Origin of the sequence: Catellatospora sp. NPDC049133, from assembly GCF_040648455.1 — a bacterium.
In the GTDB taxonomy this organism is placed as follows: Bacteria; Actinomycetota; Actinomycetes; order Mycobacteriales; family Micromonosporaceae; genus Catellatospora; species Catellatospora aurea.
In genome coordinates this window covers 94,208-119,036 of sequence record NZ_JBEZDT010000008.1, presented here as the reverse complement: position 1 = coordinate 119,036, position 24,829 = coordinate 94,208, and the positions used below count along the sequence as shown (strand labels likewise).

Here is a 24,829-nt window from a genome sequence, read left to right as displayed (position 1 = left end):
ATAGGTCAGTCGGCCGGTGCCGCCGCGGTGATCCGGTGCAGGGCGAAGGTGTGCAGGGTCTCCGTGCGGTCGTCCTCGGCACGCAGGTAACCCGCCCCGATGGAGACCGGGCGGACCAGCCGGGAGGCGTTGGCGCCGTGCGCGTCCACGTACCCCACCCAGACCTTGGCCTTGTCGCGGACCGCCTGCTGGAGCACCGCCAGTGCGTGGCTGTGCGCCTGAACCGCGGTCAGGCTGGACATCGGCTGCCCGGCGGCGGCCCGCACCTCGGCGGGCGCTCGGCGGGCGGCGCGGGCGCGGGCGTCCCCACGGCGGATCTCCTCGACGATGCCGAGCAGGCGCGGCGCGGTGAGCCCGGGGGCGTCGAGGGCGTCGGGCGACGGCTCCAGTGCGGGGCGGGCCGCCGCACGGCGCACCTTCGGCCGGGTCAGCACCGCGGCGCCGGTGGCGTCCTCGGGGACCGGCGAGTACCCGGCGTCGCGCATCGCGGTCAGCAGCCTGGCCGAGCTGAACGGGGTGACCAGCACCGTCGGCGCGAGCCGCCGCAGCTGCAGCCCGCTCAGCCGCCGGTCGGCCAGCGCTGCCGAGATCAGCCCCTCGTCGTCGCTGCGCAGGTAACTCGTGGCGGTGCCCGTACGCAGCCCGCCGTGGGTGCGCGAGACGTCGTCCACGAGGTAGGTCAGCGCCTGCGGCACCGGGGTCCGGGAGCGGCGCGCGAACAGCGTGTGCAGGTCCGGCCCGGCGTAGCCCGCATCCAGCGCGCGGCGCAGGCTCGCCGCGGTGACCCGGTAGACGCTGGCCCCGCCGCCCGACTCGTGCTCGGCGACCAGGTCCAGTTCGGCGGCGAGCGCCGGCTCCGGCGGCCCCGGCACCACCACGGTCAGGTCGGCCTGGATCAGCACGTGGTCCACCGGCGGTGGCAGCAGCTTCGCCAGCGCGACGACCACCGGAGTCTCCTCCGGGGGCAGCTCCCCCTCGGGTCGCCGCCCCAGCGGGTCGTCGTCGTCCCCGGCCGCGGCCGTCTGCTCCACCAGCACCCGGCCGTACCCGGTCAGCGCGCCCAGGGCAGTGACACCCAGGTCGGCGGCCTCGGCCAGCGCTTCGCGGTGCAGGTCCTCCCTGCCGCGCAGCCGTCGCGGGGCCTGCCAGCGCAACCATTCCAGCAGCTCGTCAGCGTCCGGCCCGGTCCCGGGCAGCAGCTCGCCGAGCGCCGTCAGCACCGCCCGCCGCACCGCGGGCGTGCCGGCCCGCTCCAATTGGGGCGACAAGACGGTCAGCGGCTTGTCCTTCAGATCACGCTGCCCGGCCAGCCCCGGCTGCCGCGGCATGGCCAGCCACGCCCCGGCCAGCAGCGTCCAGCGCTGGGCCAACGGCGCCACCCGCCACTGGTCGTACCCGGCCGCGGGCAGGAACGCCACCTCCGAACCGAGTTCCAGCTCGCCGATCAGCCCGGCCGCGGCGGCGGTCTCCAGCAGCAGCCCGGCCAGCGGTTCGGTGATCCCGGCCGCCTTGGCCAGGCGGCGCAGCGGCAGCACCCCGATGCCCCCGGCGCGCAGCACCGCGGCGGGCTCGTCGCTCAGCGCCTCCAGCAGGTCCTCGGTATGCCGCACCACGGTCATCGCCTGGCCCGCACCGGCCCGGTCCACCGTGGTCGCCGCACGCGGCGCGGCGCTGATGGTGGGCGGCAGTGGATGCAGCGGGCCCAGTGGACCCGCGTCGCGGCGCAGCAGCAGGCCCAGCTCGCGGGGCAGCTCGACGGAGCCCTCCGCGGTCTCCACCAGCAGATGGTGTTCGAGCAGCCAGGCCACCGGCTCGGTGCGGTTGGTGGTGGTGCCCACCGGAGGGCCCTCGGCCAACCGGTCCAGCACCGCGCGGGCGGCGGGCGGGGCGGCCAGCAGCGTGCGGCGCAGCCGAGCCGGGTCGGTGACCAGCGCGACGACCGCGCCCTTCAGGTCGGCGGCGGTGTCCAGCTCGACCGCGGGACGGCCGAGACCGGCCAGGTACGGCGAGCACACCTCGTCGACGGTGGGCACCAGCCGCAGCGTGTCCGGGTCGCCGGGGCTCGCCGGGTACAGCAGGAACCGGGCGCGCAGCCGTTCGATCGCCTCGGCCACCCGGGCCGGTTCCGGCCCGCCGGCCGGGGCGCAGGCCATCGCCACGATCGCCGCGGCCGAGGTGGTGCCGTCCGATGGGGACCGGGTGAACCGGGCCGCGTCGAGCACCTCCAGCGTGAACCGGTCGAGTGTGTCGAGCGTGCGCGCCACCGACACCCGTGTCTGGGCCCGCGCGGCCAGCACCGTCAGGTCGGTGGGCACGGGGGTGATCAGGTCGGGGCGCAGGCGGAGCAGCGCGCCGAGGCCGTCGTCGGACAGCGCGCGCAGATGGTCGGACAGCTCGGTGCTCATCGTGCCTCCACGCTATCCGGTCCGCGGTGCGCGCGCGGCAGTCGGAAGGACGGGACGGTGACGCGGAACCGGGGATTCCAGTTGGGCCCCCGGATCACGATCGCTAGCCTTGTCAGCGGGCCACCGACGGCGTGGTCCCTCAGACGTGACGGGCGCCGGGCGCCCGCGGGGAAAGAAGCAGGTGTGCGGTAGTGCCTACGGGTCGCGTGAAGTGGTACGACACGGAGAAGGGCTTCGGCTTCCTGACCCGTGACGAGGGTGGCGACGTCTTCGTGCACAAGGCCGCGCTGCCCAACGGCGTGGACGAGCTCAAGCCCGGCCAGAAGGTCGAGTTCGGGGTCGCCGCGGGCCGCAAGGGCGACCAGGCGTTGCAGGTCAAGCTGATCGACGCGCCGCCGTCGCTGCAGGAGCTGCGCCGCCGTCCCGCCGACGAGCTGAACAACATGATCGAGGACATGATCAAGGTGCTGGAGTCGAAGGTCCTCCCGGACCTCAAGCGCGGCCGCTTCCCCGAGAAGAAGACCGCCCAGGCCCTCGCCCACGCCCTCCACACCATCGCCCGAGACCTCGAGGTCTGACCCCGGCCGGTCCCGTGCCCCGCAACTCGAAACCTGCGCCCTCAGCCACGGCTGAGGGCGCAAGTTTTTCAGAGTTGCGGCAGGCCGGAGGCCAGACGCGGGGCCGGGTCAGAGGGTGACGGGTGGGACGAGGCCGGCGGCGGCGGCGCGGTGCAGGAGGGCGCGGGCGGCGGCGTGGCCGTCGGGGCCGAGGTCCTCGGTGAAGTCGTTGACGTACAACTTGATGTGCTGGTCGACGACGTCCGGCTCCATCTCCTGGGCGTGCGCGAGCACGTACGCGCGGCTGGCCTCGGGGTCGGCCCAGGCGGCCCGGACGGAGGTCCGGATCCAGTCCGCGGCGGCTGCGGCGTCGACGGCGCCCCGCTTGGCCAGGATCGCGCCGAGCGGGATGGGCAGGCCGGTGTCGGTCTCCCACCACTCGCCGAGGTCGACCAGGCTCGTCAGCCCGTACCGCTGATAGGTGAAGCGGGCCTCGTGGATGACCAGGCCGGCGTCGTACCGCCCGGCCGCGACCCCGGGCATGATCTCGTGGAACGGCACCACCTCGATGCGTCCCGGAACCTGGCCGGTCTGCTCCGCCCACAACCGGAACAGCAGGTATGCCGTGGTGCGGTCGCCGGGGACGGCCACGGTCGCGCCGGTGATGTCGGCGCGGCCCGCTCCGCTAGTGGCTCGTCCTGGCGGCCCGCCTGGGCGGCGGTCCTCCGGCGACTCCCCACCAGCGGTCAGCAGCAGCGGCCCGCAGCCGCGTCCCAGCGCCCCGCCACAGGGCAGCAGCTCGTACTGGTCCAGCAGCCACGGCAGTGCCGCGTAGCTGACCTTGACCAGGTCGAAGCGCCCGTCGAGGGCGGCGGTGTTGGTGACGTCCACGTCGGCGAAGGTCACGTCCAGCTCCGGCGCGCCGGGCACCAGGCCGTGCACCAGCGCATGGAAGACGAAGGTGTCGTTCGGGCAGGGCGAGAAGGCGATCTTCATGAGCGGCGCGCCTTCCGGTGGCGGTCGTGCACGATCATGGTGGCGAGGCCGGGCAGGCCCCAGAGCACACCGGCGACGCAGATCCAGAGCCAGCTGGAGTGACCGTTGGCCGACAGCCAGTCGCGGAAGAACAACAACACGATCCCGACCAGCGCGAACGCGGCCATGCCGCCGAGAGCGAAGGGGACGGTCGGGGGGTCCAGCGGTTTGGGTGGTTCCAAGGGCACGACAACAGCGTACGCGCTGGCAGGATAGGCACCATGCCCCTGCTGCGCGCGCTCCAGACGTTCGCGGACGTCGTGGTCCGGACCATCCGGGTGCTCATCGCCACGGTGAGCAGATCGGTCGTCGGCATCCGCTGGCTCACCCGCACCGCCCTGCGGATCCGGGTCCAGGGTTCGGGCGGCGTCACCGGCGTCGCCCGCCTGTACGACCTGCATGCCGTGGTGGTGGCCGCGGACCTGTCGCTGCTCGTCGGACTGGTCTGGGCGGTCGCCGCGCCAGGCCGGCTGGAGCTGGCGCTCGCGCTCGGGGTGGGGGCGCTGGTCGCCGTGCCCGCCGGGCTGCTGGTCTCGGGCGCACCCGTGACAGGGCGGGCGCTGATCGGCCTGTCACTGGTGGGCCGCGCCGTCGCGACGCTGCTCGCCGCGCAGTGGCAGCCCGGCTGGATCCTGCTGGCGGTGCTGGTCGCGCTGATCGTGCCGCAGTGGGTGGTGCACCTGGTCCTGCTGCGCCGACTGCTGCCGGCGGGCGCGCACGTGTTCGGCGCATTGTGGGGCGCGGTGCGGTATGCCTCCATCGCGGGCCTGGTCGCGGGGGTGACCGGCCTGGTCATCGGGGCTTTCGTCGCGGGCTGGCCGCTGTGGGTCGCCGCACTCTGCCTCTCCGTCGGCGCGCTGCTGGCGCTGCGCCTGCCCGCACCTGGTGCGCCGGTCCCCGGCCTGGCGAAGCCCGCGCCGCCGACGCCGCCGACCAAGCGGCTGCCGCAGCAGGAGCAGCGCACCATCCCGGAGGGCTTCCACGTGTACCGTCCGTCGTCGCTGGACCCGTCCGACGAGGGGAAGAAGAAGTGACACTGCTGGTCGTGACGGCGGTTGCCGCCGAGGCCGAGGCGCTGGCCCGCGGCCTGACGCCGGGCGCGGACGTGACCGTGGCCCCGGTCGGGGTCGGCCCGGCCGCGGCCGCCGCGGGCACGGCGCGGCTGCTGGCGCTGGCCGGGGACCGCTACCGGGCGGTGGTGTCGGCGGGCATCGGCGGCGGCATCGGCCTGGACCCTGGCGCGACCGTCCTGGCCACCCGCTGCGTGGCCGCCGACCTGGGCGCGGACTCCCCACAGGGTTTCCTGAGCCTGGACGAACTGGGCTTCGGCAGCGCCACGGCCGACGTCGACCCCGCCCTGCTGGCCGCGCTGCGCGAGGCGCTGCCGGACGCGGTAACCGGCGAGGTGCTGACCGTATCGACCGTCACCGGCACCGCCGAGGGCACCGCCGAACTGCTGCGCCGCCACCCGACCGCGGTCGCCGAGGCGATGGAGGGCTACGGCGTGGCCTGCGCCGCCCAGGGCGCGAACCTGCCCTTCGCCGAGCTGCGCACCATCTCCAACGTCGTCGGCCCCCGCGACCGCGCCGCCTGGCGCATCGGCGACGCCTTCACGGCCCTCACCGTTGCAGGCGCGGCTCTGGCCGCACTCCATCCCTGACGGGCCGGCTGCAGTTTCAGGGAAACCGCGGGTTCGGAGACGGCGATGGCTGCAGCTTCCCTGAAACTGCAGCCATCGAAAACCGGACCTCCGGCGACCCGGGGCGGTGCGTGCTTACTCGACCTCTTCGACGACGCCGTCGTCGTAGATGGTGGGCGGGGCGGGGATGACGGTCTCGTCGATGAGGACCTCGCTGTGGCCGCCGCAGCCGTGGTCCAGGGAGACGATGCGGCCGTCGTCGGGGGCGTACACGTTGGCGCAGGCGCCGAACATGCGGCCCAGCGAGCCGCCCAGTTTCACGTAGAACGCGCAGGACACGCAGCGCGCGGTGCGCGGCGCGGCGAGCGAGATCGGGGCGTCGGGGCCGTTCTCGCCGTCGTACCAGCGCTGGGCGGCCTCCTCGCGGCCCAGCGGGGACAGCACGCGCGGGCGGCCCAGGCCGAGCTCCCAGGCGACCTCGTCGACCTCGGGGTCGCCGCCGAGCAGGTAGCCGGGGGTGAGCCGGTCGTCGTCCTCGGGGGTGGGCAGTAGGTCGCCGACGCCCAGGTCACCGGGGTGCAGCCGCTCGTGCCAGGGCACCCAGCCGGGGGCGAGCAGGGCGTCGCCGCCGGGCAGCAGCACCGTCTCGCAGACGGTGACGTGCTTGCTGCGCGGGGCGCGGGTCACCGTGACGGCCCACTGCCAGCCGCGGTAACCCGGCAGGTCGCAGGCGAAGTAATGGGTGACCACACGATCGCCTTCGGCGACCACGTTCAGATGCTCGCCGATGTGCCCGGGTTCCTCGGTGATCGCGGCACGGGCGACGTCGACCGCCTCGGCGCAGGCTTGATCGACTTTCGGGGCGCGGGTGGCGGTCCTGGTCACGTTCCCCATTCTTCCTCATCGCTGATTCGGAGTTTCGCTGACCCGGCAGCCCTGGCCGGGGACTCGCCGGGCCGGCCGCCACGGGACGATCTCCGTGGGTCGGTACACAATCGGCCTTCGATCTGGAACGATGCGCCCCATGAGCACAGCTGGTCCTGGTGTGGTCGGAGCCTTCGACCGCTACTTCGAGATCTCCGCCCGCGGGTCGACGATGTCCCGCGAAGTGCGTGGTGGCTTGGCCACTTTCTTCACGATGGCCTACATCGTGGTGTTGAACCCGCTCATCCTCGGCGGCGGCAAGGACATCGACGGGGTGTCGCTGCCGCTGGCGGCGGTGGCGGCGGCGACCGCGCTGATGGCGGGTCTGCTGACGATCCTGATGGGTGTCGTCGGCCGGTTCCCGCTGGCGCTGGCGGCGGGTCTCGGCGTCAACGCCCTCGTGGCGTACGAGATCGCGCCCCTGATGACGTGGGCCGACGCGATGGGTCTGGTGGTCATCGAAGGTGTGATCATCGCGATCCTGGTGCTGACGAACCTGCGGGTGGCGGTCTTCCACAGCGTGCCGATGCAGCTGAAGACGGCCATCGGCGTCGGCATCGGCCTGTTCCTGACCATCATCGGCTTCGTCGACGCCGGCTTCGTACGCTCGACCGGCCAGGGTTCGCCGCCGATCGGGTTGGGCATCGGCGGCAAGATCGTGACCTGGCCGGGCCTGGTCTTCGTGATCGGCCTGCTGGTGACGATCGTGCTGGTGGCCCGCAAGGTCAAGGGCGCGATCCTGATCGGCATCATCGGCACGACCGTGCTGGCGATCATCGTCGAGGCGATCGCGAAGGTGGGCCCCGCGGGCGGCCCCACCGGCACCCCGGCCGGCTGGGCCCTGAACGTGCCGGTCGTCCCGGACAAGTGGGTCGGCACGCCCGACCTGTCACTGTTGGGCAACTTCAACGTGCTGGGCGGGTGGCGCAGCGCGGGCATCGTGGTCTGCGCGATGTTCGTCTTCACACTGCTGCTGACCGACTTCTTCGACACGATGGGCACCATGGTCGCCGTCGCCCAGGAGGGCGGCATGCTGACCGAGGACGGCATGGTCCCGCGTACCAAGGAGATCCTGCTGGTCGACTCGATCGCGGCGGCGGCGGGCGGCGCGGCGAGCACGTCGAGCAACACGTCGTACATCGAGAGCGCGGCGGGTGTCGCCGAGGGCGCGCGGACCGGTTTCGCCAACCTCGTCACCGGTGGCCTGTTCCTGCTGGCGATGTTCCTGGCCCCGCTGGTGACCGTCGTGCCGTTCGAGGCGGCCTCGGTGGCACTGGTGGTCGTCGGCTTCCTGATGATGACCGCGGTGCGCAACATCGACTGGACCGACTACGAGATCGGCATCCCGGCGTTCCTCACCATCGTGATCATGCCGTTCACGTACTCGATCTCGAACGGCATCGGCGCCGGCGTCATCACGTATGTCCTGATCAAGGCCAGTAAGGGCAAGCTGCGCGACGTGCACCTGCTGCTGTGGATCGTGGCACTGCTGTTCGTGGTGTATTTCGCCGTGGGCGCGCTGGAGAAGCTGGTTTTCTGAGAGCGTGACCGCTCTCACCTCGGTAAAGGGATATCGTTAGCCAGGCTTATTAGCTAAGCTAATAAGCGTGACGGAGCAGGTGGTGATGGTGACGCAAGCTTCTCCCGAGGAGCTGACCGAGCGGCTCCGCGACGCCATCACCCGGCTCAACCGTCGGCTGCGCCAGGAGCGCCCCGTCGGCGATCTCACCGTTACCCAGCTGTCCGCCCTCACCAGCCTGCGGATCGGCGGCGCGCTCACCCCGCGCGAGCTGTCCGAGGCCGAGCGGGTGCAACCGCCCACGATGACCAAGATCGTGGCGAAGCTGGAGGAACGCGGTCTGATCAGCCGGACGCCGCACCCCACCGACGGGCGGCAGGTTCTGCTGTCGCCCAGCGACCGGGGGCTCGCGGTGCTGGAGGACTACCAGCGGGTACGCGACGAATGGCTGGCCGGCAAGCTGGCGGGGTTCACCGCCCAGGAACGCGACACGGTGTCCCGTGCCGCGGCACTGCTGGAGCGGCTCGCGCGCGACTGACCGCTGGTGGAGAGTCCTCGGAGGTCCGCCGTCCAGGCGGGCCACCGGGACGAGCCACTAGCGGAGCGCGAGAAATCCGCGTTCAGGCGAGCGGAGGCCTGATCCGTCCGATCCGACCGGGACACCCCGGCCGGTGAGCGGCGGCAAGGCTATCCGAGGAGGCGCACTCCGCGTGCGGGCAAGACTGAGCACCACCTTCCGTTCCCTGACGGTTCGCAACTACCGGCTCTTCGCGGGCGGTCAGCTGGTCAAGCTGATCGGCGTGTGGATGATGTACGTCGCCCAGGACTGGCTGGTCCTGGAGCTGAGCAACGACTCCCCGACCGCGCTGGGCCTGGTCACCGCACTGCAGTTCGTCCCCGTCATGCTGCTCACCCTGTACGCGGGCACGCTCGCCGACCGCTTCGACAAGCGCACCCTGCTGATGGTCTCCAACGGGGCCTGGGCAGTGCTCGCCATCGCGCAGGCCGTGCTCATCGCCACCGGGGTCATCCAGCTGTGGCACATCATGGTGTTCGCGGGCCTGCTCGGCGTGGCCCAGGCCATCGAGACGCCGGTGCGCCAGGCGTTCGTCTCGGAGCTGGTCGGCAAGCCGCTGCTGCCCAACGCCCTGTCGCTGTCCGCCGCCACGTTCCAGACCGCCCGCATCACCGGCCCGGCGCTGGCCGGTGTCGCCATCGCCTGGCTCGGGACCGGCCCGGTGTTCCTGGTCAGCACCGTGATGGCGGTGGCCCCGGTGCTCATGCAGGCCCGGATGCGCCCCGCCGAGCTGCACCGCCCCGAGCTGCTGCCGCGCGACGAGCGCGCCGAGGCCAAGGTCGCCGACGGGCTGCGTTACGTGCGCACCCGGCACGACCTGCTGCTGCCGATGGCGATGATGCTGGTCATCGCGATGTTCGGGTACAACTTCCAGCTCACCCTGGCCCTGCTGGCCAAGACCGTGTTCGCCACCGGCGCGGCCACCTTCGGCCTGTTCAACACGGCGCTGGCGGTCGGCTCGCTGGCCGGTGCGCTGGCGGGCACCGCCCGCAAGGGCAGGCCGTCGGTGTACCTGCTGCTCGCCGCCGCGGTCGCGTTCGGCCTGCTGGCCATCGCGGTCGGCGTCGCGCCGACCAAGTGGCTGGTTCTGCTGCTGCTGGTGCCGACCGGGTTCAGCACCGTGTTCCTGGCCCAGGCCGCGAACCAGCGGGTGCAGCTCGGCGTCGACGGGGCGTTCCGGGGCCGGGTGATGGCGCTGTACGTACTGATCTTCCTGGGCACCGCGCCCATCGGGTCGATGGTCATCAGCTGGATCGCGGAGACCTTCGGCGCGGCGGCCGGCATCTGGCTCGGCGGCGCGGTGTCCCTGCTCGCGGCGCTGGGCGCGCTGGTGTGGCAGCTGCGGCACGCCGGGGACCGGCTGTCCTTCCAGGCCCGGCCCACGCCCCGGGTGCGCGTCGTGCACGCGGAGAGTGTCGCCGCCGCGTGATGGAATGCGGTCCGTGGACCGCGCACCGCGACCCGGTAGCGTCCCTCCCGCGCGGCGCGCCACCGGCCGCCCCAAGATCGCCGTTTCGGGTCAGAACCTCTGGTGGGCCACAGGTTCTGACCAGAAACAGCGATCATGCCGCCCCTCACCCCCCACCGGAGACCGGCTTGAAGCACGCTTCCTGGCTCAGGCGCGTCGGCGCGGCGGTGGTCGACCTGCTGGTCGCCGCCGTGTTCGTCGTGCTCGCCTACGTGATCGACGGGGCCGAGGTCGTCGCGCCGTCGCTCGACCCGCGGACCGGGCAGGTCGTGCCCGGCGCGCCGAGCGGAGGCGGCGTCGTCTACTGGACGTTGCTGCTGACCGGGCTCGCGGTCGTCGGATACAACCGGTGGATCCAGGCGGGGGACACCGGCTTCAGCTGGGGCCGCCGGGTGCTGGGAGTCAAGCTCGTCGGCGACGGCACCGGCACACCGGTCGGCGCGGGGCGGGCGTTCCTGCGCGATGTGGCCCACCTCGTCGACGCGCTCATCTGCTACCTGGGCTTCCTGTTCCCGCTGTGGGACGCCAAGCGGCAGACTCTCGCGGACAAGCTCGCCCGCACGGTCGTGGTCGAGGCCTGATCGCGCGAGCGCAGATTATTCCGGCCGCGCGGCCGATGATCGGTGACGTCAATCAACTGGCGAGGAAAGGGCAGGTAGGCATAGTGTCGTTCAATGTGGCGACCGACAGCGCTCTTCCGCTCACTCTCGGAGTGATCGCGCTGGTCGGTATGCCCGGCGCCATCGCCGCCGTGATCTGCGCGGATGACGTCGTCGCCCAGGTGCGCAGCCGGGCTGAGCAGGTCCGGGAGTCCTGGCACGAGCAGCGCACCCTCGACCGCCTGGAGCGCGCGTTCGCCCCGGCCCCGCCCGCCGGCCCGCCGTGGGTCGCCGCGGCACGGGTCGCCACGGACGCCATCGGCTCCGCCCGGGAGAGCATGGTCCAGTTCGCCGCCGAGCGGCTCAGCGCCGTCGGCCTCGCCCCCGCCTGGCTGCCGCAGCCCGCGCCGGACGGGCCGCCGCTGGTGCCGTTCGAGGAGATCGTCGACCGGCTGCGCGAGCTGCCCCGCGACGACGTCGGCTACGACCAGGCGCTGCGCGACGTTTGCCAGTGCCTCGGCATCGACGAGCACCTGACCGAGGTGGACGGCCTCGACCTGCAGATCGAACGGGTACGCGTCGAGGGCGCGCTCATCGCCGCAGGAGTCGTGCTCGCGGAGGCCTGATGCGCCTGTTCGTCGCCGTCTTCCCGCCGACAGAGGCGGTCGGCCACCTGGCCGCCGTGGTGGACTCTCTCGCTGTCAGCAGAGCCCATGCACGGGTCACACCCACCGAGCGGTGGCACCTGACACTGGCGTTCCTCGGCGAGGTGCCCGATGAGTCGGCCGGACCCGCCACGCTGGCCCTGTCCGCCGTGGACGGTCCCGTCGGCGAGCTGCGGATCCGGGGCGGCGGAAAGTTCGGCCACGGGCGGTCCACGGTGCTCTGGGCGGGCATCGAGGGCGACGTCGACGGCCTAACCCGGGTGGGCCGGGCGGTACGCCGCGAGCTGCGGGCGCGCCGCCTGCACCCCGACGACAAACGTTTTGCCCCGCACCTGACCATCGCCCGCCCCGGCGACCGGATCGGCCACCCCGAACTCGCCGGCGACCTGGCGACTCTGCACGACTACACCGGTCCGACCTGGCCGGTCACCGAACTCGTGCTGGTGCGCAGCCTGCTCGGCCCGCACCCGTCCTACACACCGCTGGCCCACCACCCGCTCTGAGCCCAACCGCCGCATGCCGGCGACTCCCCGCCGGGCGCGAGCGGCCAGGTGCGCGACGGTTCCGCCCCGTCCCCGCCCGGTGCGCGTGGCGGGGACGGCGGGCGGCCGGGTTCACCAGGCCCAGGCCTCGGGGCCGGGGCCGCCCTTGCCGATCGGCGGGAACAGCTCGTCGAGGCGGGTCAGCGTGTCCTCGTCGAGGGTGACGGTGAGCGCGCCGAGGGTCTTGTCGAGCTGCTCGGCGGTGCGCGGGCCGATGATCGGAGCGGTCACGCCGGGGCGGGACAGCAGCCAGGCCAGCGCGACGTCGGCCGGGTCGGCGTCGAGGGACTCGCAGAGCTTCTCGTACGCCTCGATGGTGCCGCGGTGCTCGGCCAGCGTGTCGTTCGCCCGGCCCTCGCCGGACCGGCCCGCCGTGCCGTCCTTGATCTTGCGGATCGCCCCGCTCAGCAGCCCGCCGTGCAGCGGCGACCACGGGATGATGCCGACGCCGTACTGCTGCGCCGCCGGGATCACCTCCAGCTCGACGTGGCGCGTCATGAGGTTGTAGATGCACTGCTCGGCGACCAGGCCCAGGAAGTGGCGACTGCGGGCGGCCTCCTGCGCCGCGGCGATGTGCCAGCCGGCGAAGTTCGACGAGCCGACGTAGAGCACCTTGCCGGCGGCGACGAGGGTCTCCATCGCCTGCCAGATCTCCTCCCACGGCGTCTTACGGTCCACGTGGTGCATCTGGTACAGGTCGATGTAGTCGGTCTGCAGGCGGCGCAGCGACGCGTCGGCGGCCTTGACGATGTGCCGGGCGGACAGGCCCTGCTCGTTGGGCCACTCGCCCATCTTCCCGTAGACCTTCGTGGCCAGCACGACCTTGTCGCGGCGGCCCCCGCCCTGCGCGAACCAGCGGCCGATGATGTGCTCGGTGATGCCCTCGCCGATCTTCCAGCCGTACACGTCGGCGGTGTCGAAGAAGTTGATGCCGTGCTCGAGGGCGCGGTCCATGATGGCGTGGCTGTCCGGTTCGGACGTCTGGGGACCGAAGTTCATGGTCCCGAGGCACAGCCTGCTGACGGTCAGGCCGGTGCGGCCGACAGTGGTGAACTCCATGAGCACCCACCCTATCCCCGCGGAACGGTGCCCGGCGGGACGAAAGGGACGGTCTCAGCTCTCCCGGGCCGCCGGGGCGCCGCCGAACAGCACGTCGTCCCAGCTCGGCAGGCGCTTGCGCGGCTTGTCTCCGGTGCCGGTCGTGTTGGCGGCGTCGGCAGGCTGCCGGCGCGGGCGTAGCACGGCCAGCGACGGCACGGCCGGCACCTCCTTGGGCGCGTCGGCGTCCTCGTCGAAGGCGCTGCTGTCCCGGCCGCCGGCCAGCACGGCGCTGGCCGGGCGCTGGCGCGGCGCGTCCGAGGGCACGTCGAGCCCGCGGCCGGGGCCGCTGCCCAGGGGCCGGTCCATCGCGGCGACCAGCGCGTCGCGGCCGGCCCGGATCGGGTCGCGGCCGGGGCGGCGCGCGGTGTCGGCCGCGCTGGGCAGGCCGTGGCCGCTGCGGCTGGGCGGCGGCGTCTGGCCCGCGGTCGGGTCCTGGCCCAGGATCTGGGTGGGACGCTCGGCGCACAGGTACTGCGCCATGTCGTCGTGCGGCGACACCGACTGCCGGTTGCGGTCGAGTTCCCAGATCGCCTGCGCGGTGGCCTTGCCCGACGGCCAGGTCGCCACGACGCGCCAGGTGCCGTCGTCGCGGCGGTACGCATCCCAGGAGATCTTCTCCGTGTCGATGCCGTGCTGGGCCAGCCGGCCGTCGACGACGTCGGCGAGGGTCGCGCCCTTGTCCGAGCTCTTCAGCCGGGTGCGCCGCGCGTGCTGGGCGAGCATGGCCCGCTCCTGCAGCACCGGGCCGGCGTAGCGCAGCACGCGGTCCACCGGCACGCCCGCGATGCGGGCCACGTCCTCGGCGCTCTCGCCGGAGCGGATGCGCGACTGGATGTCCCGCGGGGACAGCACGGTGGCCGCGTCGAAGGGCGACGCGGTGATGGTCATGGTGTGCGCGCCGGAGCCGCGGTCGGGGTGCGTCGCCGAGGCGACGCGATCGTCGATGGGCAGCGCGAGCAGACGACCGACCTCGTCCGCGAGCACGAGTGCCTGGCCGTCTTCGGAGAGAGCGACGAACCGTACGGGTCGCATCGTCAGCCTCCGTCCCCTGTGCCGGTCCATGCCGTGGCTGCCGGGGGGAGTTCCCGGCCACGGTATGACGTTCCCAAGAGAACACCGTACGCGGTGAAGGCACACCCGCGCACCCGCCACGCCGAGTCTGACGACACGCTCACATTCGCGTGCGGACATGTTCGGCGGTCCACCGTGGCCGGTCGGCCGCGTTCAGCCCCTGCGTACGGCCGCCAGCGAGGTGGCCAGACCGCGCTTGAGCCGCGCGCCGAGCGGACGCTCCACATAGCGGTGGATCAGCCAGGAGACGCCGAGCATCAGCGCGACGATCCCGGCCAGCAGCAGCCAGTGCGGCACCCGGTCGCGCAGCGCCACGATCAGCGTCTGCCCGATGGCCTGGTGGATCAGGTACAGCGGGTAGGTCAGCGCGCCCGCGACCGTCAGCCAGCGCCATCCGACCCGCTGGAACGCGCCGAGCGCGACCGCCGCCAGCAGGGCGAAGCAGCCGGTGACCAGGGCCGCCACGCTCCACCAGCTCTGCTGGAAGTGCTCCAGCGGGGGGTAGCCCTGCAGCCGGTACAGCGCGATCAGCCAGTTGACGCCGACCAGGCCCCACAGCAGCAGGTTCGAGCCGAACCGGTGGATCAGGAACAGCGCCACGCCCGCGACGAAGTACGGCGCGAACTGCGGCACGATCATGTTGTTGATCCAGCCCTGGTTCCAGGTGGTGGAGAAGACCGCGACCAGTGTCCACACGCCGCAGAAGTAGACGACGCGGCGGCAGGTCACGCCCAGCCAGACCACGATCGCGAAGAGCAGGTAGAAGCGCAGTTCCGCACCGAGCGACCAGTACGACCAGTCCTGGTCGGTCACGCCCAGCCCGCTCTGCAGCATGGTCAGGTTGACCAGCGACTCGGGCGCGGGCAGCGGCCCGCGCAGCGCCGGCCAGGCGGCGAGCACGGCGGTGGTCAGCACGACGCCGACCCAGTACGCGGGGAACAGCCGGACGGCCCGGGACGCGGCGAACTCGCCCAGGCTGCGGCCCCAGCTGCTCAGGCAGATGACGAAACCGCTGATGAGGAAGAACAGGTTGACGCCGAGCCAGCCGAAGGAGGCGACGGCGGCCAGCGGGCCGAACAGCGAGCCGGGGTCGACGCCCCACGGTCCGCGTACCAGATGATGGGCGACCACCAGCAGCGCCGCGGCCAGCCGCAGCCCGTCCAGGACCAGCAGCCGGGTCGGCGCGGGCGCGCCGTCGGGGCTCGCGGTCGGGGCGTCCGCGGGCGGGGCCACCGGCCGGCCGGCCGTCGGGGCGTGCGCCGGCACGGACCGCGGTGGCGCGTCCAGCGGGATGGCCTTCATGACTTTCAGAACACGGGGACCCCCCGCTCGGGTTGAGACGTCGGTCGTCTTCTTGTCGATCGGTTCCGTCTGCGTCGACACCAGTGGGACCCCTTGCGCTGGTCGGGTGGGCTCGCTCTGAAGGCGGTTGCCCAGCCGTGCCGCTGGCTACACCCGGCGGAAGGGGCGAGCCTATCCAAGACACCTGCTTATCCGGGCAAATGCCGCATACATTCACCGGTACGCGGACAAAAATGCGGCGGAGCCCTTCGGGCCCCGCCGCATCAGCTGCGTGAAACGGTCTACAGCTGCTCGATCACGTAGTCGATGCTCGCGGTCAGCGCCTGCACGTCCGACGGGTCGATGGCCGGGTAGAGCGCCACACGCAGCTGGTTGCGGCCCAGCTTGCGGTAGGGCTCGGTGTCGACCACGCCGTTGGCGCGCAGGGTCTTGGCGATCGCGGCCGCGTCGACGCCCTCGTTGAAGTCGATCGTGGCGACCACGTTGGAGCGCAGTCCTGGGTCGGTCACGAACGGCGTCGCCACCGGCGACTTCTCCGCCCAGCGGTACAGGATCTCGGCGCTCTCGGCGGTGCGCTGCGCCGCCCAGGACAGGCCGCCCTGCGCGTTCATCCAGTCCGTCTGCTCGGCGGCCAGGAAGATGGTGGCCAGCGCCGGGGTGTTCAGGGTCTGCTCCAGCCGCGAGTTCTCGATCGCGGTGACCAGGTCCAGGAACGCGGGGATGTACCGGCCGCCAGCCTTGATCTCCTCGGCGCGCGCGATGGCGGCCGGGGACAAGATGGCGATCCACAGGCCGCCGTCCGAGGCGAAGCACTTCTGCGGCGCGAAGTAGTAGACGTCGCTCTGGGTCAGGTCCACGTCCAGGCCGCCCGCCGCCGAGGTGGCGTCGTGCAGGATCAGCGCGCCCGGGTCGGCCCCGGCCACCCGCTGCACCGGCACCGCGACACCGGTCGACGTCTCGTTCTGCGGGATGCCGTACGCGTCCACGCCCTCCTCGGCGACCAGGAACGCCGCGCTGCCCGGCTCACCCTTGTGCACCGTCGGCGTGCCCAGGAACGGGGCGTCCTTGACGGCCTTGGCGAACTTCGCGCCGAACTCGCCGAACGTGGCGAACTGCGCCCGGTCCTTGATCAGGGAGAACGCGGCGACCTCCCAGAAGGCGGTGGTGCCACCGTTGCCGATGATCACCTCGTAGCCCTCGGGCAGGCCGAAGAAGTCGGCCAGGCCCTGGCGGAAGCGAGCGACCTGGTTCTTCACCGTCTTCTGCCGGTGCGAGGTGCCGAGGAAGGAACTGGAAACCGCGCTGAGCGCCTCCACCGCCTGGGGCCGTACCTTGGACGGGCCGCAGCAGAACCGGCCGTCGACAGGCAGGAGCTCGGCAGGGATGGTGATCGGCGTCTCGGCCATGACATCAGTCCTTCAGGCGTGTCAGATCGTGCGAGAAAGCATCGGCGACGCTGCCAATGCCGCATTCTCCCACGTCAACGAGCCACCCCAGGGCTCCGTCCCACCCTTTCCCCCGTGACGGTCCTCACGCACGAAGGGCGCCCGTCGTGCGGGCCCCTCGACCAAGATCGCCCGACTTGCCGGGCATCAAGATCGCCCGACTTGCCAGGCAGGTGGGCGAAAGCGCGATCAAGATACGCACAAGTGCCGGGCAACTCGGACGATCTTGGATGCGCGAAGGGCGCCCGCGGAGCGGGCGCCCTTCGCGGCAGTGATGGGGTCAGTGGTGGCTGATGGCGTTCCAGCCCTCGACTTCCTGGGCCTTGCGGGTGCCGGGGCCGACGTATGTCGCCGACGGGCGGACCAGGCGGCCCAGCTTCTTCTGCTCCAGGATGTGCGCGGACCAGCCGGCCACCCGGGCGCAGGTGAACATCGAGGTGAACATGTGTGCGGGCACCTCGGCGAAGTCGAGCACGACGGCCGACCAGAACTCGACGTTGGTCTCCAGGACCCGGTCGGGGCGGCGGGCACGCAGCTCGGCCAGCGCCGCCTTCTCCAGCGCCTCGGCCACCTCGTAGCGGGCCGCGCCCAGCTCCTTGGCGGTGCGGCGGAGCACGCGGGCGCGCGGGTCCTCGGCCCGGTAGACCCGGTGTCCGAAGCCCATCAGCCGCTCGCCGCGGTCGAGCACGCCCTTGACGTAGCCCTCGGCGTCGCCGGAGCGCTCCACGCCCTCGATCATGTGCAGCACCCGCGAGGGCGCGCCGCCGTGCAGCGGGCCGGACAGCGCGCCGATGCCGGAGGAGATGCAGGCCGCGGCGTCGGCGCCGGTGGAGGCGACGACCCGGGTGGTGAAGGTGGAGGCGTTCATGCCGTGCTCGGCGGCCGAGATGAAGTACGCGTCGACGGCCTTGACGTGCCGCGGGTCGGGCTCGCCGCGCCAGCGCTTCATGAAGCGCTCGACGATCGTCTGCGCCTTGTCGATCTCCTTCTGCGGCACGGCCGGCAGGCCCAGGCCGCGGGCCGACTGCGCCACGAACGACAGCGCGGTCACCGACACCCGGGCGAGGTCCTCGCGGGCCTGCTCGTCGGAGATGTCGAGCAGCTGGCCCAGGCCCCAGTACGGGGCGAGCATGGCGACCGCGGACTGCACGTCGACGCGGATGTCGCCGGAGTGCACGGGCACCGGGAACGGCTCGGCGGGCGGCAGGCCCGGCCCGAACTTGCCGTCCACCAGCAGTGCCCAGACGTTGCCGAAGGAGACCTGGCCGATCAGGTCCTCGATGTCGACGCCCCGGTAGCGCAGCGAACCGCCTTCCTTGTCGGGCTCGGCGATCTCGGTCTCGAAGGCGATCACGCCCTCCAGGCCCGGCTTGAAGTCGGACATGTCGTTCTCCCGGTTCATCGACCTGAGGTTAGGTTCAGTTCGAGCAACATCTTGCCCCGCGGGTAACCGTTTGGCGACCCGCCCCGCACGCGCGGGAAACGTCTTCTTCGGCTGACGGCGGTTCTGTCAACGGGATTTCCACCGGCGGCGAGCTGGCACGACATGATTTCCACTGCTGACACGCAGCGCGACAGGATGACTACGTGACTTGGAGCACATCTTGACCACCGGCCCCTCCGCCGCCCCGCACGATCTGGCGCGCATGCGCCGCGAGTACGAGCCCGCCGGCCCGCACCGCCCGGCCGTGCGCGAGGAACCCCTCGTCGAGGAGCACCTCGCCGCCGACTGGCCGACCCAGTTCGGCCGGTGGTTCGCCGAGGCGGTCGCCGCGCAGCTGCCCGAGCCGAACGCGATGATCGTGGCCACGGCCGACCCGGACGGGCGGCCCAGCAGCCGCACCGTGCTGCTCAAGGGCTACGACGAGCGCGGTTTCGTGTTCTTCACCAACTACGGGTCGCGCAAGGGGCGGGAGGCGCTGGCCAACCCGTACGCCAGCCTGCTCTTCCCCTGGTTCGCGATGGGCCGCCAGGTGGTGGTCTGCGGCCGGATCACGCCGGTGGACCGGCACGTGAGCGAGGAGTACTTCCGGGTCCGCCCGCGCGGGGCGCAGCTCGGCGCGTGGGCCAGCGCGCAGTCGTCGGTGCTGCCCGACCGGCAGGCGCTGGACGACGCGTACGCCGCCGCCGAGCAGTCGTTCCCGGCCGAGGCCGAGGTGCCGCTGCCCGAGCACTGGGGCGGTCTGCGGGTGGAGCCGGAGACCGTCGAGTTCTGGCAGGGCAGGCGCAGCCGGCTGCATGATCGGCTCCGTTTCCGCAGGGACACGGCCGCCGGTGCGGACAGGTGGATCGTGGAGCGCCTCGCGCCCTAGAAAGCCATGTAGGGTGCGGGATCGTGACCAACTTTGCGCCGTCCGGCACCCAATGGACAATCGGCCACGGTGACCAGACCGCTACCGTCGTCGAGGTCGGCGGCGGTCTGCGCAGCTACTCGGTGGGCGGGGCGGAGATCCTCGACGGGTACGCCGAGGAGGAGCTCTGCCCGGCGGGTGCCGGGCAGCTGCTGATGCCCTGGCCGAACCGGATCCGCGACGGCCACTACCGCCACGGCGGTCAGGCGCTGCAGCTGCCGCTGAGCGAGCCGAGCCTGCACAACGCCATCCACGGCCTGGTCCGCTGGCTGTCCTGGCACCCGGTGCGGCAGGAGGACGGCCTGCTCGTGGTCGAGTGCGTGCTGGAGCCGCAGCTCGGCTACCCGTGGCGGCTGGCGCTGCGGGTCGAGTACCGGCTGGACGAGCGCGGCCTGACCGTGACGCACCACGTCGCGAACCGCTCGGCCGACACCGCGCCGTTCGGCGTCGGCACCCACCCCTACCTGCGCATCCCCGGCCTGCCGGTGGACGAGCTGACGCTGACCGTGCCCGCCCGGACCCGGCTGCTGGTCGACGGCCGCATGCTGCCCATCGGCGCGGCCAAGGTGGCGGGCGGCGAGTTCGACTTCACCGAGCCGCGGCGCATCGGCGCGCTGGAGCTGGACACCGCGTTCGGCGACCTGGTGCGCGACGACGAGGGCGGCTCGACGGTCACCATCAGCGTCCCGGACGGGCGCGCGGTGCACGTCTGGGCGGACCGCAACTTCCACTGGTGGCAGCTGTTCACCGCGCACACGCTGACCGGCGAGCGGCACCGCCGCGCGGTCGCGATCGAGCCGATGACCTGCCCGCCGGACGCGATGCGCTCGGGCCGGGACCTGATCGAGCTGGCCCCCGACGCGACCTGGCAGGGCACCTGGGGGATCCGCGCCGACCTCGGGGCCTGAGCGTGGAGTTCGCCGACGTCGTGCGCCGCCGCCGGATGGTGCGCCGGTACGACGCCGACCGGCCGGTGCCGGCGCAGGCCGTGCACCGGCTGCTGAGCCATGCCGTCCGGGCCCCCTCGGCCGGCTTCGCCCAGGGCTGGGCGTTCCTGGTGCTGGAGACGGCGGACGAGCGCGAGCGCTTCTGGGCGGCGACGTCGCCGCAGCCCGGCGCGCGGACGCGCTGGCTGGTGAACATGCGCACCGCGCCGCTGATCATCGTGCCGCTGTCGAACAAGTCGGCGTACCTGGACCGGTACGCCGAGGCGGACAAGGGCTGGACGGATCGCGACGAGGCCCGCTGGCTGGTGCCGTACTGGCACGTCGACACCGGCATGGCCACGCTGTTGATGCTGCTCACCGCAGTGGACGAGGGCCTGGACGGGTGCTTCTTCGGCATCCCGCCGCAGCGGCTCGACGCGTTCCGGGAGGCGTTCGCGGTGCCGGCGGAGTACACCCCGATCGGGGCGGTGAGCGTGGGCTACCGGGCGGCCGACCACCGCTCGGCGTCACTCGCCCGGGGGCGCAGGTCACTCGACGAGGTGGTCCACCGCGGGACCTGGGGATCGACCATCGAAGAGGCGCAGGCGTCGCCGGGTGCGCGCAACGTCGCCGACGGCGGTTAGGCTGAGCGCACTCGGTTTCCGGAGGGAGGGCAGGGCGCGTGATTTTCAAGGCGGTGCGCGACGGGCAGCCGTACCCGGAGCACGGGTACACCCTCAAGCAGTGGGCCGAGATCCCGCCGCGGCCGGTGTCGCTGAACCAGCTCATCACGATCAAGCTGGAGATGGCACTGGACCGGGTGCTGGCGGAGGACTCGACGTTCTACGGGGACCTGTTCCCGCACGTCGTGCAGTGGAAGGGCGAGCTGTACCTGGAGGACGGCCTGCACCGGGCGCTGCGTGCGGCGCTCCAGCAGCGGCACCAGATCCACGTCCGTGTTCTGGTGCTTAGCTGAATTGCCGTTAAGGTGAGCCGGTGACGACTCCGGTGCTCCCCCTCGACCTGCTCGACCTGGACTCGCTGCTCACCGACGAGGAGCTGCAGATCCGCACCGTGGTGCGGCGCCTGGTCGACGACAAGGTGCGCCCGCATGTGGCGGGCTGGTACGAGACCGGCCACGTCCCGGTGCGCGAGCTGGCCCGCGACTTCGGCGCGCTGGGGTTGCTCGGCATGCACCTGGAGGGCTACGGCTGCGCCGGGTCGTCCGCGGTCGCATACGGGCTGGCCTGCCTGGAGCTGGAGGCGGCCGACTCGGGGGTGCGCTCGCTGGTGAGCGTGCAGGGCTCGCTGGCCATGTTCGCGATCTGGAAGTACGGCTCCGAGGAGCAGAAGCAGCGCTGGCTGCCCGGTATGGCCAAGGGTGAGCTGATCGGCTGTTTCGGGCTGACCGAGCCCGACCACGGCTCCGACCCGGCGAACATGGCCACCCGGGCCCGCCGCGACGGCGACGGCTGGGTGCTGCACGGCGGCAAGATGTGGATCACCAATGCGCCGGTGGCGGACGTGGCCGTGATCTGGGCCCGCACCGACGAGGGCGTACGCGGCTTCGCGGTGCCGATGGACACGCCCGGCGTGACCGCCAAGGAGATCACCGGCAAGCTCTCGCTGCGCGCCAGCGCCACCGGCGAGATCGTGCTGGACGAGGTGCGCCTGCCCGCCGACGCGATCCTGCCCGCCGCGGCCGGCCTGAAGGCCCCGCTGAGCTGCCTCACCGAGGCCCGCTACGGCATCGTCTGGGGTGCGCTGGGCGCGGCCCGCGACTGCCTGCACACCGCGATCGAGTACGCGGGCACCCGCACCCAGTTCGGCAAGCCGATCGCGGCCTTCCAGCTCACCCAGGCCAAGCTCGCCGACATGGCCCTTGAACTGCAGAAGGGCTTCCTGCTGGCGCTGCACCTGGGCCGGACGGCCGACCGGGGCGGGCTGCGTCCGGAGATGGTCAGCGCGGGCAAGCTCAACAACGTGCGCGAGGCCATCGCGATCGCCCGGCAGTGCCGCACCATCCTCGGCGCCAACGGCGTGTCCGGGGAGTACCCGGTGCTCCGCCACGCCAACAACCTGGAGAGCGTGCTGACCTACGAGGGCACCTCGGAGATCCACCAGCTGGTGCTCGGCCAGCGGCTCACCGGCATCGCCGCCTTCGCCTGACCCTTTCCCGGATATCGCGTATCGGTCCGACCGCAGAGGGTGCTTGTTGTCGGCGTCGGGTAATACCGTGGTGTCCGTACACCCCAGCGGTCAGACAGGAGACGTCACATGGGCGCCGCCGACGAGCCGACGCAGAACCTGCCGGAGTTCAAGCCCGGCCGGTCCCGGCCGACCGAACCGCTGCCCCGGCAGCGACCCGACGACGAGGACCACGAGCCGGTCGCGCCACCGCGCCGGTCGGGATTCGCCCGCGCGCTGCTGAGCCTGGTGGTCGTGCTCGGCCTGCTGGCCGGCGGCTACTTCGGGCTCACCGCGGCCGGGCTGATCCCGAAGTGGAGCAACCCGTTCGCGGAGCGCACGACGGACAACACGCAGCCGCCGCTGCTGCTGTCGATCAAGGACCTGAGCCGGTTCGTCGCCGCCGAGGGCAACTTCGAGGTCATCGTCGACCTCAAGCAGGACCGCAAGTTCATCCCGGACTGGCTGCTCAACCAGCGCACCCTGTTTGTGGCCGCGGGCACGGTCGAGGCGTACGTCGACTTCGCCAACGTGTCCGACGACAAGATCGTCGTGTCGCCGGACCGCAAGTCGGTGACGATCACGCTGCCGCCGCCGACGGTCGCCGAGCCGAAGCTCGACCTGGACCGCAGCTACGTCTTCGCCGAGGAGCGCGGCCTGATCAACCGGGTCGGCGAGTTCTTCGACGGCGACCCCAACCGTCAGCAGGAGACCCTGCTGAAGGCGGAGCAGGAGCTGGCCGACGCGGCGAAGAAGAGCACGCTGCAGCAGCGGGCCGAGGAGAACACCCGCAAGATGCTGGAGAGCATGATGCGCTCGCTGGGGTTCACCACGGTGACGGTGATCTTCGACGGGGCGTGATGTCAGGCCCGGTCGCCGGGTGCGCCCGCCGGGCCCAGTATGCGGTTCAGCAGGTTCGCGGTGGCGCGCTGGATTCGGGAGTCGCGGTAGCCCCGGCGGTTGAGCGCCAGCGGCCAGTTGAAGGTGCCCGCGCAGAACACCACCGCGCCTGAGGCGGCCTCGTACACGCTGGTGTTCTGCACGGCGGGCTTGCCCTTCGTGGTCATGTACGGCGAGGCGGTCAGCAGGGTCTGCACGCCGTCGGCGAACGGGAAGCGGGCGTCGCGGCCGTCCGCCTCGCCACCCACCAGCCTGCGGAGCGCCATCCCGTCCCGGACCCCCGTGCCCTGCCACATCCAGTGGTCGGCCTGCTGCACGATCAGCGGCGCGGTTTTCGCGACGACGCCGTTGTACTGCACACCGAGCAGCCGCTGCTCCGCGTCCTGCGGGCCGAGGGAGCGCCAGGTGACGGTCGCCTGGCGCGTCGGCGTGCTCGGATCCTCCTGCATGCTCTTGTAGCAGGTGATGGTCCGGTTCGGCCGTCCGTCGCCGGGTTCGTAGCGGATGTTCCAGTAGATGTTGTTGGCGGCGAGGAAGGCCAGGCTGGTCCCGCCGGCCACCGCGGTCTCGGTGACCGCTCGCATCTGCGCCGACCAGTACTCGTCGTGCCCTGGGAAGATCAGCCCCGCGTGCCGGAGCGGATCGACCCGCCCGAGATGCAGGTCCACGCTCGTGGCGTACGTCACGTCGTAGCCGCTGCGCTCGACCCACTGGATCAGGTCGTAGTCGGTGTCGAACAGGTAGGGCAGCCCGGAGCCGCTGTAGGGCCGGTCGAAGGAGACCTTGCGGGACCGCTCCTCGTTGCCGAGCACGCCGTCGAGCCGGTAGCCCTGGTAGAGGTTGCGCCCGAGGCGGCCGTCGCGCGGCCAGGGGTTGTAGGCCTGGTACGTGGAGAACGGCAGCACGACGCAGAGGTTGCCGCTGCGGCGTTCGTCGCGGACGACGAAGACGGTGTGGCTGCGGTGGTTCGAGGCGGTGGTGAACACCGCCACGTACATGCCGGAAACCCATTCGGCCGGCACCTTCAGGGTCCACGCCGCCGGCCAGTCGCAGTAGACGATGTTGGTCTTGACCGCGCGTTCCGCCTCCGGCTGCGGCCTGCCGTTCAGGACCGGGCTGCTCATCATGTGCCGGGCCCCGGTGCCCCCGTAGTGGCCCAGCCGGAACACCTCGATCCGGTACGGCTCGGCGTCGCCCACGTGGACGTGGAAGTCGATCGACTCGCCGAGGCCGACGCTGGTCTCCGAGGCGTAGGCCGCGATCTGCTGCTGCACGTCGTCGGCGCTGCGGAAACCGGGGTCGTCGGCGAGCCAGCGCTTGCCCACGGAGCGGCTGTTCTCGGCGGGGATCGGGTTGGCGGTGCGGGGCGCCTGGGTGCGGGTCGGGGCGGGCATCGGAACCGGGGGCGCGATCACGGGTTCGCCGGTGCGCTGCTGCGGCACCCCGGCGCCGTTGGGCTTGCCGGGGTTTTCGCTGCAGCCGGCCAGCACACCGGCGGCACCCGCGGCCAGCCCGATGGCGGCACGACGCGAGACAGAAGGCATGACGAAACTCCCCCGGGGCGACGTCACCGGGACCGTGCTCGGTGACCGTCCGCTCGGGTGGAGATGTTCGCC

25 protein-coding genes are annotated in these 24,829 nt (G+C 72.1%); 15 read left to right on the top strand and 10 right to left on the bottom strand.

The window, feature by feature from the left end; all coding sequences use genetic code 11:
* Positions 1 to 5 precede the first annotated feature (5 nt).
* Positions 6 to 2,405: a helicase-associated domain-containing protein gene (locus tag AB0B35_RS11325; protein WP_361043612.1), complete on the bottom strand. Its 2,400-nt coding sequence runs from the start codon at positions 2,403 to 2,405 to the stop codon at positions 6 to 8.
* Between the two features lie 191 nt (positions 2,406 to 2,596).
* Here AB0B35_RS11325 and AB0B35_RS11320 point away from each other — a divergent pair, with 191 nt between their 5' ends.
* Positions 2,597 to 2,983 (top strand): cold-shock protein, encoded by a 387-nt coding sequence (locus tag AB0B35_RS11320; RefSeq protein ID WP_360538076.1) that lies wholly within the window; start codon positions 2,597 to 2,599, stop codon positions 2,981 to 2,983.
* A 108-nt stretch (positions 2,984 to 3,091) separates the two neighbouring features.
* Here the strand turns inward: AB0B35_RS11320 and AB0B35_RS11315 are convergent, their stop codons facing one another.
* Positions 3,092 to 3,958 (bottom strand): 1,4-dihydroxy-6-naphthoate synthase, encoded by an 867-nt coding sequence (locus AB0B35_RS11315; protein WP_361043610.1) that lies wholly within the window; start codon positions 3,956 to 3,958, stop codon positions 3,092 to 3,094.
* Positions 3,955 to 4,125: a DUF2530 domain-containing protein gene (locus tag AB0B35_RS11310; RefSeq protein WP_360538123.1), complete on the bottom strand. Its 171-nt coding sequence runs from the start codon at positions 4,123 to 4,125 to the stop codon at positions 3,955 to 3,957. Before AB0B35_RS11310 ends, AB0B35_RS11315 begins: the two co-directional genes overlap by 4 nt.
* A 93-nt stretch (positions 4,126 to 4,218) precedes the next feature.
* On the opposite strand from AB0B35_RS11310, the gene AB0B35_RS11305 reads away from it, so the two are divergent.
* Both AB0B35_RS11305 and AB0B35_RS11300 read left to right on the top strand, forming a co-directional pair.
* Positions 4,219 to 5,031, top strand: a complete 813-nt coding sequence (locus tag AB0B35_RS11305; RefSeq protein ID WP_361043607.1) for a hypothetical protein — start codon at positions 4,219 to 4,221, stop codon at positions 5,029 to 5,031.
* Positions 5,028 to 5,657: a futalosine hydrolase gene (locus tag AB0B35_RS11300; protein ID WP_361043605.1), complete on the top strand. Its 630-nt coding sequence runs from the start codon at positions 5,028 to 5,030 to the stop codon at positions 5,655 to 5,657. Before AB0B35_RS11305 ends, AB0B35_RS11300 begins: the two co-directional genes overlap by 4 nt.
* Positions 5,658 to 5,771: 114 nt before the next feature.
* Here the strand turns inward: AB0B35_RS11300 and AB0B35_RS11295 are convergent, their stop codons facing one another.
* A complete protein-coding gene (locus AB0B35_RS11295) occupies positions 5,772 to 6,530 on the bottom strand; it encodes a DUF3027 domain-containing protein (protein WP_360538084.1) in 759 nt (252 codons plus the stop codon).
* Between the two features lie 130 nt (positions 6,531 to 6,660).
* Here AB0B35_RS11295 and AB0B35_RS11290 point away from each other — a divergent pair, with 130 nt between their 5' ends.
* The 6 genes from AB0B35_RS11290 to thpR all read left to right on the top strand — a co-directional run bounded on the left by AB0B35_RS11290 (position 6,661) and on the right by thpR (position 11,891).
* Positions 6,661 to 8,100 carry an NCS2 family permease gene (locus AB0B35_RS11290; protein WP_361043602.1) on the top strand — a complete coding sequence of 480 codons (1,440 nt, stop codon included), beginning with the start codon at positions 6,661 to 6,663 and terminating at the stop codon, positions 8,098 to 8,100.
* An 85-nt stretch (positions 8,101 to 8,185) separates the two neighbouring features.
* Positions 8,186 to 8,617: a MarR family transcriptional regulator gene (locus AB0B35_RS11285; RefSeq protein WP_360538125.1), complete on the top strand. Its 432-nt coding sequence runs from the start codon at positions 8,186 to 8,188 to the stop codon at positions 8,615 to 8,617.
* Positions 8,618 to 8,789: 172 nt separating this feature from the next.
* Positions 8,790 to 10,085 (top strand): MFS transporter, encoded by a 1,296-nt coding sequence (locus AB0B35_RS11280; RefSeq protein WP_361043599.1) that lies wholly within the window; start codon positions 8,790 to 8,792, stop codon positions 10,083 to 10,085.
* 167 nt (positions 10,086 to 10,252) lie between these two features.
* Complete coding sequence (locus AB0B35_RS11275) at positions 10,253 to 10,705, top strand: RDD family protein (RefSeq protein WP_361043596.1); 453 nt, start codon at positions 10,253 to 10,255, stop codon at positions 10,703 to 10,705.
* A 95-nt stretch (positions 10,706 to 10,800) separates the two neighbouring features.
* Positions 10,801 to 11,349, top strand: coding sequence for a hypothetical protein (locus AB0B35_RS11270; protein ID WP_361043594.1), 549 nt, complete (start codon positions 10,801 to 10,803; stop codon positions 11,347 to 11,349).
* Positions 11,349 to 11,891 (top strand): RNA 2',3'-cyclic phosphodiesterase, encoded by a 543-nt coding sequence (gene thpR, locus AB0B35_RS11265; protein WP_361043591.1) that lies wholly within the window; start codon positions 11,349 to 11,351, stop codon positions 11,889 to 11,891. The genes AB0B35_RS11270 and thpR overlap by 1 nt, the downstream gene beginning before the upstream one ends.
* A 111-nt stretch (positions 11,892 to 12,002) precedes the next feature.
* On the opposite strand, the gene AB0B35_RS11260 is transcribed toward thpR, so the two are convergent.
* From AB0B35_RS11260 to AB0B35_RS11240, 5 genes are all read right to left on the bottom strand, one after another.
* Positions 12,003 to 12,989, bottom strand: coding sequence for an aldo/keto reductase (locus AB0B35_RS11260; protein ID WP_361043588.1), 987 nt, complete (start codon positions 12,987 to 12,989; stop codon positions 12,003 to 12,005).
* A gap of 54 nt (positions 12,990 to 13,043) precedes the next feature.
* The gene (gene sepH, locus AB0B35_RS11255; RefSeq protein WP_361043585.1) at positions 13,044 to 14,063 is read right to left on the bottom strand and encodes a septation protein SepH; all 1,020 of its coding nucleotides are present in this window, start codon (positions 14,061 to 14,063) and stop codon (positions 13,044 to 13,046) included.
* Between the two features lie 192 nt (positions 14,064 to 14,255).
* Entirely contained in the window at positions 14,256 to 15,404 is a 1,149-nt protein-coding gene (locus AB0B35_RS11250; protein WP_361043583.1) for an acyltransferase family protein, read from the bottom strand.
* A 281-nt stretch (positions 15,405 to 15,685) separates the two neighbouring features.
* A complete protein-coding gene (serC, locus tag AB0B35_RS11245) occupies positions 15,686 to 16,810 on the bottom strand; it encodes a phosphoserine transaminase (RefSeq protein WP_361043580.1) in 1,125 nt (374 codons plus the stop codon).
* A gap of 319 nt (positions 16,811 to 17,129) precedes the next feature.
* Positions 17,130 to 18,233, bottom strand: coding sequence for a citrate synthase 2 (locus tag AB0B35_RS11240; RefSeq protein ID WP_360538127.1), 1,104 nt, complete (start codon positions 18,231 to 18,233; stop codon positions 17,130 to 17,132).
* 262 nt (positions 18,234 to 18,495) lie between these two features.
* Between AB0B35_RS11240 and pdxH the strand changes: the two genes are divergently transcribed.
* From pdxH to AB0B35_RS11210, 6 genes are all read left to right on the top strand, one after another.
* Entirely contained in the window at positions 18,496 to 19,161 is a 666-nt protein-coding gene (gene pdxH / locus AB0B35_RS11235; RefSeq protein ID WP_361043904.1) for a pyridoxamine 5'-phosphate oxidase, read from the top strand.
* 23 nt (positions 19,162 to 19,184) lie between these two features.
* On the top strand, positions 19,185 to 20,108 hold the full coding sequence (locus AB0B35_RS11230; RefSeq protein ID WP_361043577.1) for an aldose 1-epimerase family protein: 924 nt from the start codon (positions 19,185 to 19,187) through the stop codon (positions 20,106 to 20,108).
* A gap of 2 nt (positions 20,109 to 20,110) precedes the next feature.
* Entirely contained in the window at positions 20,111 to 20,770 is a 660-nt protein-coding gene (locus tag AB0B35_RS11225; protein ID WP_361043576.1) for a nitroreductase family protein, read from the top strand.
* Between the two features lie 38 nt (positions 20,771 to 20,808).
* Positions 20,809 to 21,102, top strand: a complete 294-nt coding sequence (locus tag AB0B35_RS11220; RefSeq protein WP_203695662.1) for a type II toxin-antitoxin system VapB family antitoxin — start codon at positions 20,809 to 20,811, stop codon at positions 21,100 to 21,102.
* Between the two features lie 32 nt (positions 21,103 to 21,134).
* Positions 21,135 to 22,295, top strand: coding sequence for an acyl-CoA dehydrogenase family protein (locus AB0B35_RS11215; RefSeq protein WP_361043901.1), 1,161 nt, complete (start codon positions 21,135 to 21,137; stop codon positions 22,293 to 22,295).
* 108 nt (positions 22,296 to 22,403) lie between these two features.
* On the top strand, positions 22,404 to 23,174 hold the full coding sequence (locus AB0B35_RS11210) for a DUF4230 domain-containing protein (RefSeq protein ID WP_361043573.1): 771 nt from the start codon (positions 22,404 to 22,406) through the stop codon (positions 23,172 to 23,174).
* A 2-nt stretch (positions 23,175 to 23,176) separates the two neighbouring features.
* On the opposite strand, the gene AB0B35_RS11205 is transcribed toward AB0B35_RS11210, so the two are convergent.
* Positions 23,177 to 24,757, bottom strand: a complete 1,581-nt coding sequence (locus AB0B35_RS11205; RefSeq protein WP_361043570.1) for a N,N-dimethylformamidase beta subunit family domain-containing protein — start codon at positions 24,755 to 24,757, stop codon at positions 23,177 to 23,179.
* Positions 24,758 to 24,829 lie beyond the last annotated feature (72 nt).